This window comes from Erysipelothrix inopinata (assembly GCF_014396165.1).
GTDB classification, from domain to species: Bacteria; Bacillota_I; Bacilli_A; order Erysipelotrichales; family Erysipelotrichaceae; genus Erysipelothrix; species Erysipelothrix inopinata.
In genome coordinates this window covers 28919-44094 of sequence record NZ_CP060715.1, presented here as the reverse complement: position 1 = coordinate 44094, position 15176 = coordinate 28919, and the positions used below count along the sequence as shown (strand labels likewise).

The window sequence follows — 15176 nt, the reverse complement described above, 5'->3', positions numbered from 1 at the left end:
TTAAATTGAAAGTGCTAAAAGAGGGAAAGTCATTTGGTTTATTGATGAAACTTGTGTATAATAGTAACGGAAAACATAAGGAGTAGATAGAGATTATGGCTAAATGTTTAGTGGCTCAATCAGGTGGGCCAACATCAGTTATTAACGCTACTGTAGCAGGTGTCGTTAAGGCAAATCAATTAAACCCAATTTACGATACAGTATTGGGTGGTATTCATGGTATTGAAGGAATTCTTAACGAACAATTCGTTGATTTAACTCACATGAGTGAAGAAGAAAATCAAATTCTTCGTCAAACACCTTCAAGTGCTCTTGGATCATGCCGTTATAAATTAAAGAGAGAAAATGTTGCAGACTTCAAACGTCTATTTGAAGTTATGGAAAAACATGACATCCGTACATTATTCTATACAGGTGGTAACGACTCAATGGATACAGTTGCTGCTTTAGACGAATATGCAAAAGCAAACAACATCGAAGGATTCCAATTTGTTGGATGTCCTAAAACTGTTGATAACGACTTAATGGTTATGGACCATGCTCCAGGATTCGCAAGTGCAGCTAAATTTATTGCTACTACTGCATATCAAACATGGATGGATAGTACAGTTTATACACGTCAAGATGTATTCATTCTTGAAACAATGGGACGTGATGCTGGTTGGTTAGCAGCTAGTGCTTGTGTATCAGGAATCGTTGACGTTCTTGTATTACCAGAACTACCATTCGACAAAGAAGCTTTCTTAGCAGCTGTTAAGAAACAATTAGATGCAAAAAACAAATGTTATGTTGTTGTAAGTGAAGGTGTTCGTTACGCTGATGGTACTTACCTTGCAGCTGGTGAATCAAAAAATGATACATTCGGTCACGCTGTTCTTGGTGGAGCAGGTAATGCATTAAAAGAGTTAATTCTTGATTCAGGTATCTCAGAACGTGCTAAAGTTCAAGACTTAAGTAATGCACAACGTTCACACGCTTCAGAACAATCAAAAGTTGACGTTGAAGAATCATTCAAACTTGGTATGTCAGCACACATGCGTTCAGTAGATCCTAAATTCTCAGGACAAACAGTATATGTTCGTCGTGTTGAAGGAGATACATACGATGTTGAATTTGATGCAACTGCATCAAGCAACATTGCAAACCACGTACGTAACTTCCCACAAGAATGGGTATTACCAAACTTTGCAGGTATTACAGAAGAAGCACATGCTTACTTCGCACCACTATTAGTTGGACGTCCAGACATCAAATTTGATGAAAAAGGATTACCACTACAAGTTAAACCATACTACATGCGTTAATTATTAAAGGGATGTCATTTGTGACATCTCTTTAATAATTAACTCTTAGAAACAAGCTCAATAAATGAGCTTGTTTTTTCTTTTTTAATAAAAAAGTTTTATTATGCTTGACATACAATGTAAATAAATGGATAATGTATGAAAATCTTACAGAAATATTTCTGAAAAAGGTTTCAAGAAGGAGAAAGGGGAATACTATGAAGAAAATGGTGAAGAGTTTCGCACTGGTATTGTTAGTTTTAAGCCTTGTAGCCTGTGGGGCTAAAAAGGGACCTGATGGGGCAGGTGGTAAGAAAACAATTACCTTTGCAAAAGAAAATGATATCGCATCGATGGATAGCCGATATGCAACAGATGGTATGTCTTTTGAAATTATTGCAGCAACTACAGAAGGGTTGATGAGTGTTGATAAAGACGGAAAAGTAATCCATGCCTTAGCAGAATCTCATGAGGTAAGTGATGATCAACTTACTTGGACATTTAAACTTCGTGATGCTAAATGGGCAAATGATGATCCTGTTACAGCGCATGACTTTGTATATGCTTGGCAAGATGCAAACACAAATCCTGATGCAATCTACAATTACTTATTTACAGGAGATGCAGCTAACATTGTGAATGCTGCGAAAGTACAAAAAGGAGAGGTCGATAAATCAGAACTTGGTGTTAAAGCACTTGATGATAAGACTCTTGAAATTAAATTAGACAATCCGGTTAGCTTCTTTGATAGTTTAATGGCATTTCCAGTATTCTTTCCTCTCAATGAAAAATTCGTAACAGAACAAGGTGAAAACTATGCACTTGATGCGAAAAATCTTGTTGCTAACGGACCATTCAAAATGGTTTCTTGGGAAAAAGGTTCAAAAGTAACATTGGAGAAAAATCCAACTTACTGGGATGCAGCTAATGTTAAAGCGGATCAATTAGTTTTCAATATTATTGGTGAAGCAAGTACCGCTGTTCTTGACTTTGAAGGTGGTTCTACAGACTTTGTAAAATTAAACTCGGACTTAGTTGATAAGTATAAGGAATCGAAAGAATTTACGAATGTACTTGAAGGTTACCTATGGTACATGATGTATAACTTTGAACATCCTGCACTATCAAATCAAAAAATTCGTGAAGCGATTGCAATTGCTGTTGATAAAGACCAACTTGTAAACAATGTTCTTAAAGATGGTTCAGTTCCAGGTGATGGATTTGTTCCAGTTGGACTGGCTACAGGCCCTGATGGAAAAGATTACCGTGAATCAGCACCTGTATACAACAAGTCAGATAAAGAAAAAGCGAAACAACTTTGGGCTGAAGGTAAAAAAGAAGCAGGTGTTGAGAAGGTTAAGATTAAATTCTTATTCGAAACCAGTGATCCCGCAAAACCTGCAGCTGAATTTATTCAATCTGAACTTACAAGTACCCTTGAAGGACTCGAAATTGAAATGGTTGGAGTACCTAAAGAGAACCGTCTGCAAATGCAACGTGAAGCTAACTTTGATATCCAGCTAACACGTTGGGGCCCAGATTATTCTGACCCAACAACTTACTTGAACTTAATGTTAAAAGATAGCACGTATAACTTCGGTGGCTACAACAACCCTGAATACGATAAGTTAGAAACAGAAGCTTTAGTAACCTTTGATATTGCGAAACGTTGGAATCTTCTTCAAGAAGCAGAAGGTGTCTTAATGAAAGACTTACCTGTAGCTCCAATGTTCCAAGTAGGTGGCGCAAGTCTTATCAATTCAAAAGTAACTGGTATTGAAACCCATGCTGTTGGCGTTCCATATCTATACAAGAATGTCGATAAGGCAGAGTAATGATGATTCACTAAGAAACAGCACAAGATTTAAAAACCTTGTGCTATTTTTTATAAGGGAGGAGAAGTTATGACAAAATCAACACAGAAATATATACTTAAACGAATCCTCATTGCAATGGTTACGTTATTTGTAATTACCGCAGTATTATTCTTTATGCTCAAGTTAATGCCAGGATCACCGTTTAATAGTGAAAAATTAACACCGGATCAAATGGCAGCAGTTTATGCAAAATATGGGTTAGATCAACCCATACCAGTTCAATTTTGGCACTACTTTAAAAATATGATGATGGGAGATTTTGGCAAGTCTTATTCATTAGCACGCGGAGCGGATGTTGCATCTCTCGTATTACCACGTGCAGCCATTTCATTCACCATTGGAATTAGTGCCGTAGTATTTGGAACAATCATTGGGATTGGTTTGGGAATCTTCGCAGCATTGCATCGTAATACATTTTGGGATACTTTCGCAACGGTATTGTCCGTACTCGGAGTTTCAATTCCATCATTTGTATTTGCGTTACTGCTTTTGATGTTACTGGGAGTTAAGTTTCCTGTACTGCCTATTATTTATAACAGCAGTCGACCGATTGCTTCTTCCATCATTCCAATGCTTGCTTTGTCAGGAAGTGTTATTGCTAACGTTGCCCGCTTTACTCGAAGTGAAATGATTGAGGTATTGGGCAGTGATTACATGCTTCTTGCAGAAGCTAAGGGGCTCAGTCGTAGAAAACTTATTATGGATCATGCACTTCGCAACACACTGATCCCAGTTATTACAGTTCTTGCTCCAATCATGATTGGACTCATTACAGGAAGTATGGTTATTGAAACAATATCCGGAATTCCTGGGCTGGGAACCATTCTTGTTAAGGCAATTGAAGTAAATGACTACAACGTAATTATGGCTGTCGCATTTTTATACAGTTTGCTCTATATTGTCATGATGTTAATTGTTGACGTATCCTATGGTCTCATTGATCCTAGAATTCGTCTCACGAAAGGAGAAAACAATGGATAAATTAGAATTTTTAGAAAATGACTTCGAGCTTGTTAATAAAGATTTCAGTCATGCTCAAGATGAAGTGATAGAAACTGTACCATTTTGGAAAGATGCCGTGAAACGCTTCTTTGCAAATAAGAGTGCGGTTATTGCTTTATCTCTGATTGTAATTATTATTGTAATTGCTATTGTTGCTCCTTTATTGAGTCCATATGCCTTCGATCAAGTCTTTACAGAAAAACAAAGTATGGGTCCAAGGATTCCGGGTCTTGAAAATATGGGATTATTTACAGGAAGTGTGAATGGAGTCAATAAGTATCAAACATTAGGACTCACTCATGAATACCATTACTTTGGTACAGATGTATTAGGAAGAGATTTATGGGTAAGAGTTTGGGAAGGTACGAGAATCTCGCTTACGATTGCATTTATTGCCGTAATTATTGATATCTGTTTCGGTATGATATATGGACTTATATCAGGATACTTTGGCGGAGCTGTTGATAGTGTCATGCAGCGTATTGTGGAAATTATCAGTAGTATTCCAAACCTGGTAATCTTGGTATTACTTTTGGTTGTCATGAGTCCTTCATTGACAACAATTATTATTGCTTTAATGTTAACGGGATGGATTGGTATGAGTCGTGTCACGAGGGCTCAGGTATTGAAGGTTAAAGAACAAGAATTTGTGCTTGCATCTAAAACATTAGGAGCTGGGCATTTCTTTATTATATTTAAAGAAATACTTCCAAATATCTTTAGCCAAATTATTATTATGTCAATGTTCTCAATACCAAGTGCTATCTTCTATGAAGCGTTCCTTGCATTCGTTGGATTGGGGCTTCCCGTTCCAATGGCGAGTTTAGGAACACTCATTAATACAGGATTCAAATCAATCCTTGTTACACCATTTATGACAATCATACCTGTTGTGATTTTAGCTATCTTGATGTTGAGTTTCAATATACTAGCAGATGGCTTACGTGATGCATTTGATCCGAAAATGAAAGAAATGTAGGTGGAATTATGACTAAAGAAAATGTACTTAAAATAAGAGACTTAGCCATTTCTTTTAAAACTGACAATGAAGCCGTGGATGCAATTCGTGGCATTCGTTTGGATCTCTTTAGAGGTGAAACACTTGCTATCGTTGGAGAATCAGGATCGGGTAAATCGGTCACCACGAAAGCTATTATGGGGATTCTAAGTGGTAATGGTTATGTGAATGGTGGGTCAATTGATTACACGTACACAGATGAATCTGGAAATGCTGTTACTACAGACTTACTTAAACTTACGAATAAAGAAATGTCTAATCAAATTCGTGGAAAACGCATTGCGATGGTCTTCCAAGATCCTATGACATCCCTCAACCCTACGATGACGATTGGGAAACAAGTTATGGAAGCTATGATTTATCACTATGGATACTCTAAAGAAGAAGCAAGAAAACGAGCTATTGAACTCTTGGATCGCGTTGGAATTACAGATGCTGAAAAAAGATTGAAAAACTATCCGCATCAATTGTCTGGTGGGATGCGCCAAAGGATAGTTATTGCGATTGCATTAAGTTGTGATCCAGAAATTCTTATCTGTGATGAACCGACTACTGCTCTTGATGTGACGATACAAGCGAAGATTCTTGAGTTAATTCAAGATATTCAAAAAGAGAAAAATCTTTCCGTCATTTATATCACCCATGATTTAGGTGTTGTTGCTAAAGTTGCGGATTATGTGGCTGTTATGTACGCTGGAAGAATTGTGGAAAAGGGAAGTATTGATGAGGTTTTCTACAATCCGCGTCACCCCTATACTTGGGGATTGCTCTCAGCCATGCCTGATGTCGAACTGAATGATGATGAGTTGTACACCATTCCGGGTACACCTCCCAATCTTGCGAAACCAATCCAAGGGGATGCTTTCGCGCCTCGAAATGAGTATGCTCTTAATATCGATTTTAGAGTAGAACCACCACTCTTTGATGCAGGCGGAAGTCATCGTGTTGCTTCGTGGCTGATGCATGAAAATGCCCCTAAGGTACAACCACCTGTAGCATTGCAAAAAAGACTTGAGAAAATGAGAAAGGAAGCAGGATACTATGACAACTAAGACACCAATACTGGAAGTTCGTGATTTAAAACAACATTTTAAAGTGTCATCAAAATTCACAGTTAAAGCTGTTGATGGTATCTCTTTCGAAATTTATCCTGGAGAAACCTACAGTCTTGTAGGAGAATCAGGATCGGGAAAATCAACAACAGGACGCAGTATTATTCGCTTGTATGAACCAACATCAGGTACGGTACTATTCAACGGTCAGGAAATATCAAAAAAGTTAGACAAAGATACCCAACGTCTCTTGAATACGAAAATGCAAATGATATTTCAAGACCCAATGGCAAGCTTGAATCCTCGTAAAAAGGTGATTGATATTGTCGCTCAAGGACTGGATATCCATAAAATGACTCAAACAAAAGAAGAACGTGATGCGAAGGTATACGAAATTCTTGAAATGGTAGGGTTATCTGCAGAGCATGCAACACGGTTTCCACATCAGTTCTCTGGTGGACAGCGTCAAAGAATTGGAATTGCACGCGCATTAATTATGAATCCAGATTTGATTATTGCAGATGAAGCAATCTCAGCACTGGATGTATCCATTCAGGCGCAAGTTGTAAACTTGATGCGAAAGATTCAAAAAGAAACAAATACGGCTTATTTATTTATTGCTCATGATCTGAGCATGGTTAAATATATATCTGATCGTATTGGTGTATTGCATCTTGGGCATCTTGTGGAAACGGGAACAACTGAAGAAATATTTACCAACCCAATTCATCCTTATACTAAGTCTCTTCTCAGTGCTATTCCATCCCCCAACCCCCGTGTTGAAAAGAATCGAAAATCATTTTCTTATGATTATGAAACAAGTGGCATTCATTATGAAGCGGGAACCTCGCATCATATTGAGGGGAGTCATTATGTTTTAGGAACGGATGAAGAAGTTAAAGCTTGGACTCAATAGAAAGGTTAATAATGCAGTGTCAATAGGATGCTGCATTATTTTTAATGAATATGATTTGAAAATTTTAAGTGTTATTTGTATGATTAAGATATGAGGTTAACTTCATTGTTAAAGAATAAAACTTTGACAACTAATCTATAAAATAACGAATAAAAAACCTCCGTGGTATAATAACCATGAAGGTGTAATTTATATATGGCGGAGAAGGAGGGATTTGAACCCTCGCGAGCGTTAACTCCTATCGGTTTTCGAGACCGACCCCTTCAGCCTCTTGGGTACTTCTCCATAACTCAACCATTATATCAAATTCAAAAAAAAATTGAAATGTATTTTATTGAAATCATAAAAATATAGGAGTATTATTAAATATGTCTTTTTCACAAGGAGGAACGGTTTATGGATGATCACATTTTAAAGATATTGGAAGCGAATAAAAATGCGAAGCGAAAAATGGTTGAACAGGATATGAATCGTGTCAATGATGAAAAACACTTTGAGGCTTTAAAAAAGACAATCGATGTAACATTAAATGAAATATTTGAAAGAGAATCCTCAGCTATTTATGAGGAGTCTGAAAAAGAATATGACCGCTTGTTGCCGATTTATAATAGTGAATATGATGAGCGTGTTAAAGATTTAAATAATCGATTTGCTCAAGCTTGCCTCAAGTGGGAACCAGAACTCATGGAAAGGATTGTGAAGTTTGATGGCGAATGATTATGCAATGTCTGCTAAAGCACGCTCTTTGTATAGTCAACACTTAACCATGTCACAATTTGAATCGATGATGGGAATGGCGGATGTTCCAAGTCTTGCATCATATCTCAAGCAAGAAACACGTTATTCAGTCGTATTGGATGGAATTAATGAGAAGTCAATTCATCGTGACTTACTAGAACAATGTATTCGACATAAATCACAACAAGAGTTCTTATCACTGATTCGATATATGAAAGACTCTAAAGTTCACTTTTATGAATTTTATACAAGATTTCGTGAAACAGAACAAATCATGTATTGTCTCCATTCAATTCAAGCACATGTTGTTCATAATGTGGATCTCTACATTATTAACCTCAACAAGTATTTGGCGTTTGATGTGGTTGATTTAGCAAAGGCTACAACCTATGAAGATTTGTTGGCTGTATTAGAGAACACCGACTACTACAAAGTGCTGGCTCCATTACTTGAAGAACCTGCTGATTTGGTTGCTTGCGAACAAGCACTTAAGGTACACTACAATGACAGTGTTCATAATCTGGTAAAACAAGAACCCAATGCTAAAGAAGTATCGGCGATATTCTTGATTCATGATGAACTGACAACACTCGCTCAAATATATCGAATGAAGCGTTTCTTTAATGCTTCACCTCGAGAAATTAGAGCAAGAGTTCACTCGAAACCATATTATATATCTGAGAAGACTTTAAATGATTGGATTGATAACAAAAATGGGCGCGAGATGTTGGATGCTTTAAGAGAGTCACCTTATGGTAAATATACTGATTTTGAAGGGAATCAACATATTGAATACTATATGGATGTAATTCGTCATCAAATCATGGTTCATATGTTACGTTTTTCGCAGAATACCAATGTGGTTTTATATGCTTATATGTATATATTAAAGAATGAAATCGACAACATCGTTCAAATTATTGAAGGTGTACGATATCAAATTAATGCAGATGAGATTAAGAAAATACTCATAATTTAGGAGGTGAGAGAATGGCAATAGAAAAGATGAAGCTCGTTGTAGCTTCAACCACTCCGGATCAAGTGATGCCGTTGATTGAAAGTGTAATGACATGCCCAAATTTTCATCCTGAACTTGCGACTACGATGATTCAAGAAGAGGATGGCGGCTATGTTTACCCTAACGATCGTGTTTATGATGGCTATCTCTCGCGGTGTGATCGTATTGCGCAAGATTTAAATTTAGATTTAAGTTCCAATGAAAAAGAACGATTTACCTTTGATGAAATTGAGGCAAGTATTCGTAATGCGGAGTCGTGGTACAAGACGTTACACAGTCAAGAATCATCATTATCAAGCTTAACTGAAGATGATAAAACTGCTATTAAAAAATTACGTGAATATCCGTTAGATTCTATTGAAGATAGTTTTATAGGCATGAACTTTGGGAGAATTCCAAACGGATCTCTTTCAAAGATTAGTGATTACAATAAAGAAAGATTTGTATTCACACCACTTCATAAAACAAAACAATATACTTGGATTTTATACGTTTGCTTAGAACAAGATAGAGAGATGTTCCAAGAAATGTTTGAGTCACTTTATTTTGAACCCATTGCAATACCTACTGAATTAAGTGATATTTCAATTGATGAAAATGATCTAAAGACATTCCAAAATGTTTATGGATATTTGCGTTCACAAGCAAAGAAAGAAGTCTTTTACAAATATATTGCAGTTTATGAAAATCGCGTTTACCTGAGTGGCTTTGTGCCCGAAGATAAAATTACTAAGTTTGAGTCAATCTTTGATGACTCTGTCGAAGTTAAAGAATTTGAGGCGAATGCTCAAACGAATGTAACACCGCCTACTCGTTTAAAGAATGGTTGGTTTTCAGCACCATTTGAGAGTTTGGTAAGTATGTATGGATTACCACAATATGGTGCCTTTGATCCGACGTTATTCTTCTCAATTACTTATTCCTTATTATTCGGAATTATGTTCGGGGATTTAGGACAAGGACTTGTGCTCGTTCTACTTGGTTTATATTTTGGTAATAAAAAGGGTATGCAACTTGGTAAAGTAGCGATTCGTATTGGTGCATTCTCAATGCTATTTGGGACACTTTATGGTTCAGTATTTGGAAATGAAACACTGTTAGAACCACTACTAGAACCGTTTGGATTACCGATACATGTTGCAAGTCCTGACTTCACAACCAATCTTTTATTAGCGTCTGTCGCGTTAGGAACCATATTAATTCTTTGTTCGATACTTATTAATATTCTTGTTTCTCTCAGACGCAAACAATTTGATCGCGCATTGTTCAGTCAAAACGGTCTTGCAGGCTTTATATTCTATGGGTTTATCATGACATACATGGCGCTTAAGTTTAAGTCAGGTATTGATATCATGAATCCTATTACAATTGTACTTTGTATCGTATTACCGTTAGGGGTTATCTTACTTAAAGAACCTCTGACCCATCTCATTCAAAATATGAGTATGAAACCTCATGAAGGATGGGGAGCTTACTTCTCAGAAAGTATTTTTGAACTCTTTGAAGTAGCCTTAAGTTTTGTAACCAATACGATGTCGTTTCTTCGTGTTGGTGGATTCGTATTGAGTCATGCTGGGATGATGTCAGTTGTTATGACACTTAAAGAAATGTCTGGAGCTGGCGGATTGCTAGTTGTGATTGTCGGTAATATTATTGTTATTGGCTTGGAAGGTTTAATCGTTGGGATTCAAACCTTGCGTTTAGAATATTATGAAATGTTCAGTCGCTATTATGATGGCGGCGGAAAACCATTTAAAACAGCAATCTAGGAGGATAGAAAAATGAATTTAAATATGTTTGAAATTTTAGGACCCATCGCATTAATTGCGTTGATTACAGTACCATTGATTCCCGTTTTCCAAAAGAAAGTGGATCCAAAGAATGCTAAATTTAGAGTTTGGATGCAAGTATCAACATTCTTTGCATCATTACTAGGAATTGTATTAATATCAGGTGTTACACATGCTGATGAAGTTGCGAATGCAGCTTTCCAAGGAAGTACAGCTCAAGGTATGGGATTTATTGCTGCAGCGATTGCTGTTAGTGCATCTGTTATTGGTGCTGGATATGCTGTAGGTCAAGCTGCACCAGCAGCGATTGGCGCTATCTCTGAAAACAGTGAAAACTTTGGTAAAGCAATGATTTTCGTTGCGCTTGCTGAAGGGGTTGCTATTTACGGACTTCTTATCGCGATTCAAATTATCGGAAAATTATGAGAATGTATCTCATCAGCGACAACGTTGATACACAGATGGGTATGCGACTTGCAGGCATCGAAGGCGTTGTTGTTCATGATCAAAACAGTTTAAAAGAAGCACTCGAAAATGTACTTAATCAAGAGGATATTGGGATTCTTTTACTGACAAGTGTGGTCTTTGATATGGATCGCGAGCACTTATTAGATATGAAATTGAATCTAACAAGTCCCTTGATTGTAGAAGTATCAGATCGACATCAATCTCATGAAGTTCAATCGATGATTGATGAAACGATTGCTAAAATAATTGGGAAGGTGGTATAAATGTCCGGAGAAAAACAAAAAATGTCGGAATCAATTGTTGATTCGATTATTAGTGAAGTGGAAGCTACCACTTTAAAAATGGAAAATGAATACCAAAACACAGTCCAAAAAGAAATTGATGATTATCGATCACAAGTCGAACTTTCAATTAATCAAAAAATAGAAACAATTCGTAAACGTGAAGAAAAGAAACGTTCAACACAAGAATCTGAGTTGCGTTTCAGTGTGTCACAAAAATTACGTCAACATCGTCTCGAACTCTTTAATAAATTTGAAGCGGATATGAAAAATAATATCCTCAAGTTTTTAGAGAGTGACGATTATAAAGTTTACCTTAATGATGTTGTGAAGAATATTCAAGAGCAAGGCATCGATCAAGAAGGTGTGTTTAAGCTTAGAGAACAGGATTTTAAGTTACTTAATAATAAACAAGTGTCATGTGTGTCGCAAGATTTAGAGTTAGGTGGCATTATTTTTGAAACCAAAACTAAAGTATATGATTACTCACTACTAACGCGTTTTAATAACGCGATGGAAACATTCGTAAAGGAGAGTCAATTATGGATTTAATGACAAGTTCAGTATATTGGATTAACGGACCGATCATTAAAAGTCGCGATGTTGATAACTTTATGATGTCAGAAATGGTGTATGTAGGAAATCGAAAATTATTGGGAGAAGTCATCGCAATTGATGATGCATTTGTAACCATCCAGGTTTATGAATCGACATCTTCCATGAAGATTGGTGAACCTATTGAGCACACGCACAGACCACTTACAATTGAACTCGGACCGGGCCTTCTCGGAAATATTTATGATGGTATTGGTCGTCCACTGCAAGGGATATCCAAAAAATATGGGTCATATCTTGATGTGGGACAATCCATGCGTACCCTTCCAGAAGATAAGGAATGGCCAGTTCACTTTATAGTGGAAGCAGGAGCTGAGATTAAAAAAGGGCAAATATTTGCTACATTCTCAGAAACAGGTTCAATTGAACATCGCCTTATGGCACCTGAAACAGGTGTTATTAAAGAACGTGCTCAAGATGGCAATTACCGTTTAGATGAAGTACTTTACACGCTTGATAATGGCCATACAGTAACCTTGTCGCATCATCATCCTATTCGCCAAGAACGTCCTGTCAAGGCGCGTATTGATGCGAAAGTTCCTTTGATTACAGGACAACGTGTTATTGATACGTTATTCCCGATCGTAAAAGGGGGTAGTGCAGCAATTCCTGGAGGTTTTGGAGCAGGAAAGACCATGCTTCAACACCAACTTGCAAAATGGTGTGATGCCGATATTATTGTTTATATTGGATGTGGTGAACGTGGTAATGAGATGGCTCAAGTCCTCGAAGAATTTTCAGAACTTATTGACCCTAAAACAGGTAGAACCCTTTTAGAAAGAACAATTCTAATTGCGAATACATCTAACATGCCTGTTGCTGCTCGTGAAGCCTCTATTTATACAGGAATCACATTTGCAGAATATTATCGTGATATGGGATACCATGTTGCGCTTATGGCAGACTCGACATCTCGTTGGGCAGAAGCACTTCGTGAATTGTCAGGTCGTCTTGAAGAAATGCCTGCGGAAGAAGGATTCCCAGCATATCTTGCATCGAGGCTTGCTGCGTTCTATGAAAGAAGTTCCTTTGTCGATACTTTAAATGGTGATCGTGGATCCATTAGTATTGTGGGTGCTATTTCTCCACAAGGTGCAGATTTCTCTGAACCTGTAACGCAAAATACCCAACGATTTATTGGCTGTTTTTGGGCACTTGATAAATCACTGGCCTATATTCGTCACTTTCCTTCAATTAACTATAATCAAAGTTATTCAGAGTATTTACCTCAATTGGGATTATGGTATGAAGAAAATATCGGTGATGAGTTCTTAGCGTGTCGCCAATTTATTCTATCAATCTTAAATGAAGAAACAAGCCTGATGGAAATTGTAAAACTAATTGGACAAGATGTCCTTGCAGATCGTCAAAAATTGACGCTCGAAATGGGGCGTGTTATTCGAGTTGGATATCTCCAACAAAATGCATTCCATAAATTCGATAGTTCAGTATCTTTAAACAAACAGTATGAAATGTTGAAACTTATTCGCTATACACATACAAAATGTTTAGAAGTATTAGAAACTAAAAAGACAATGAGTGCAATTATTAAAACACATATTTTTGATGATATTATTGGATTGAAATATGTAGTAGATGAAGACTTGTCAGCATTTGCTGCATACTATACAAAAATTGATGAAGCGCTCGCTTCAATTGAGTAGGAGGAACTATGAGTATTTATTTTAAAGGTTTATCAAGTATCAATGGTCCTCTTGTTGCAATTGAGGGTGTTGAAAATGCGGTATTTGACGAACTGGTTGAGCTGGTTGATGATACCGGTCATACACGTCTTGGCCGCGTTATTGAAATGCAAGGAGATCGTTGTTTAATTCAAGTTTTTGAAAGTACCGATGGTCTATCAAAAAATAATGTTGTGACAAAACTTACTGGGAAACCCATCGAAATTGGATTGTCGGAAGAAATATTAGGGCGAAGCTTTAATGGTTCTGGTGCACCGATTGATGGACTAGGACCTGTATTTACTGAAAAGTTCATGGATATTAATGGTCGTGTTATCAACCCTGTTTCGCGTATCTACCCAAGAAACTTTATCAATACAGGAGTATCTGCAATTGATGGATTAAATACATTAATTCGTGGTCAAAAACTTCCTATTTTTTCAGGTAGTGGTCTCTCACATAACGAACTGGCAGCACAAATTGTACGCCAAGCGAAACTGCATGGTGATAATGATGAGTCGTTTGCGATTGTCTTTGCAGCTATGGGTGTTAAACATGATGTTGCGGCATTCTTCAAACAAACATTCATCGAGAATGGTGTTATGGATCACGTAACTATGTTTTTAAATCTTGCAAATGATCCGATTATTGAGAGAATTTTAACACCACGTTTTGCACTAACAGCTGCTGAATATCTTGCATTCGAAAAGAATATGCATATTCTTGTGGTAATGACAGATATTACATCGTATTGTGAAGCATTGCGTGAATACAGTTCTTCGAAGGAAGAGGTTCCGGGTCGTAAAGGATATCCAGGATATCTCTACTCAGATCTCGCAAGTATGTATGAACGAGCAGGTTGTATTGAAGGGAGTGAAGGTTCACTCACACAGATTCCGATTTTGACGATGCCTAATGATGATATTTCGCATCCAATCGCTGACTGTACCGGATATATTACTGAAGGACAAATCGTGTTAGATCGTGGACTTCAACAACGTGGGATTTATCCACCGATAAATGTTCTACCATCCCTTTCACGTTTGATGAAAGATGGTATTGGTGAAGGGCTCACTCGAGCTGATCATGCACCACTTTCCGCACAGCTCTTTGCATCATACGCTCGTGTTATTGATGTAAGAAATTTAGCGTCGGTTATTGGGCTTGACGAACTTTCAAAGGATGATCAACGTTATTTAGCATTTGGAAAACTGTTTGAGAGTCTTTATGTAGGTCAAGGAAATCTCTCAAACCGAAATATTTTTGAAACGCTAGAACTTGGCTGGAACTTACTATCATTACTTCCAGCTCACGATCTCGACCGATTAGATCGAGAAATACTAGACACCTACTATTTACCAGATAAAGCCATTACTTTCTTTAAAGAAAATAGCCCAGAACTTCTTGATCCCGCATTGTTTGAAACGATAAAGTAG

Annotated in this window: 14 protein-coding genes and 1 tRNA gene; 14 read left to right on the top strand and 1 reads right to left on the bottom strand. The window is 37.1% G+C overall.

All coding sequences use genetic code 11. The annotated features are described in order from the left end of the window. The first annotated feature begins 95 nt into the window (after positions 1–95). The 6 genes from H9L01_RS00225 to H9L01_RS00200 all read left to right on the top strand — a co-directional run bounded on the left by H9L01_RS00225 (position 96) and on the right by H9L01_RS00200 (position 7148). Positions 96–1304 carry a diphosphate--fructose-6-phosphate 1-phosphotransferase gene (locus tag H9L01_RS00225; protein WP_187533965.1) on the top strand — a complete coding sequence of 403 codons (1209 nt, stop codon included), beginning with the start codon at positions 96–98 and terminating at the stop codon, positions 1302–1304. Positions 1305–1501: 197 nt separating this feature from the next. Further along, complete coding sequence (locus H9L01_RS00220) at positions 1502–3118, top strand: peptide ABC transporter substrate-binding protein (protein WP_187533964.1); 1617 nt, start codon at positions 1502–1504, stop codon at positions 3116–3118. A gap of 69 nt (positions 3119–3187) precedes the next feature. Further along, positions 3188–4141, top strand: coding sequence for an ABC transporter permease (locus tag H9L01_RS00215; protein ID WP_187533963.1), 954 nt, complete (start codon positions 3188–3190; stop codon positions 4139–4141). Then, a complete protein-coding gene (locus H9L01_RS00210) occupies positions 4134–5141 on the top strand; it encodes an ABC transporter permease (RefSeq protein ID WP_187533962.1) in 1008 nt (335 codons plus the stop codon). Before H9L01_RS00215 ends, H9L01_RS00210 begins: the two co-directional genes overlap by 8 nt. Positions 5142–5149: 8 nt before the next feature. Next, positions 5150–6232 carry an ABC transporter ATP-binding protein gene (locus tag H9L01_RS00205; RefSeq protein WP_187533961.1) on the top strand — a complete coding sequence of 361 codons (1083 nt, stop codon included), beginning with the start codon at positions 5150–5152 and terminating at the stop codon, positions 6230–6232. Continuing rightward, positions 6222–7148, top strand: coding sequence for an ABC transporter ATP-binding protein (locus tag H9L01_RS00200; RefSeq protein ID WP_187533960.1), 927 nt, complete (start codon positions 6222–6224; stop codon positions 7146–7148). The genes H9L01_RS00205 and H9L01_RS00200 overlap by 11 nt, the downstream gene beginning before the upstream one ends. A gap of 196 nt (positions 7149–7344) precedes the next feature. Here the strand turns inward: H9L01_RS00200 and H9L01_RS00195 are convergent. Beyond that, a tRNA-Ser gene (locus H9L01_RS00195) sits at positions 7345–7433 on the bottom strand. Positions 7434–7544: 111 nt separating this feature from the next. Here H9L01_RS00195 and H9L01_RS00190 point away from each other — a divergent pair. Genes H9L01_RS00190 through H9L01_RS00155 form a run of 8 tightly spaced genes read left to right on the top strand, consistent with a single transcriptional unit; the run spans position 7545 to position 15176 of the window. Continuing rightward, a complete protein-coding gene (locus H9L01_RS00190) occupies positions 7545–7865 on the top strand; it encodes a hypothetical protein (protein WP_187533959.1) in 321 nt (106 codons plus the stop codon). Then, positions 7855–8865 (top strand): V-type ATPase subunit, encoded by a 1011-nt coding sequence (locus tag H9L01_RS00185; protein WP_187533958.1) that lies wholly within the window; start codon positions 7855–7857, stop codon positions 8863–8865. The genes H9L01_RS00190 and H9L01_RS00185 overlap by 11 nt, the downstream gene beginning before the upstream one ends. Before the next feature lie 11 nt (positions 8866–8876). Continuing rightward, positions 8877–10673: a V-type ATP synthase subunit I gene (locus tag H9L01_RS00180; RefSeq protein WP_187533957.1), complete on the top strand. Its 1797-nt coding sequence runs from the start codon at positions 8877–8879 to the stop codon at positions 10671–10673. Between the two features lie 12 nt (positions 10674–10685). Further along, on the top strand, positions 10686–11120 hold the full coding sequence (locus H9L01_RS00175; protein WP_187533956.1) for an ATPase V: 435 nt from the start codon (positions 10686–10688) through the stop codon (positions 11118–11120). Beyond that, entirely contained in the window at positions 11117–11425 is a 309-nt protein-coding gene (locus H9L01_RS00170) for a V-type ATP synthase subunit F (protein ID WP_187533955.1), read from the top strand. Before H9L01_RS00175 ends, H9L01_RS00170 begins: the two co-directional genes overlap by 4 nt. Beyond that, positions 11426–11995 (top strand): ATPase, encoded by a 570-nt coding sequence (locus H9L01_RS00165; protein WP_187533954.1) that lies wholly within the window; start codon positions 11426–11428, stop codon positions 11993–11995. Then, entirely contained in the window at positions 11995–13722 is a 1728-nt protein-coding gene (locus H9L01_RS00160; protein ID WP_187534976.1) for a V-type ATP synthase subunit A, read from the top strand. Before H9L01_RS00165 ends, H9L01_RS00160 begins: the two co-directional genes overlap by 1 nt. Positions 13723–13730: 8 nt before the next feature. Then, complete coding sequence (locus H9L01_RS00155; RefSeq protein ID WP_187533953.1) at positions 13731–15176, top strand: V-type ATP synthase subunit B; 1446 nt, start codon at positions 13731–13733, stop codon at positions 15174–15176.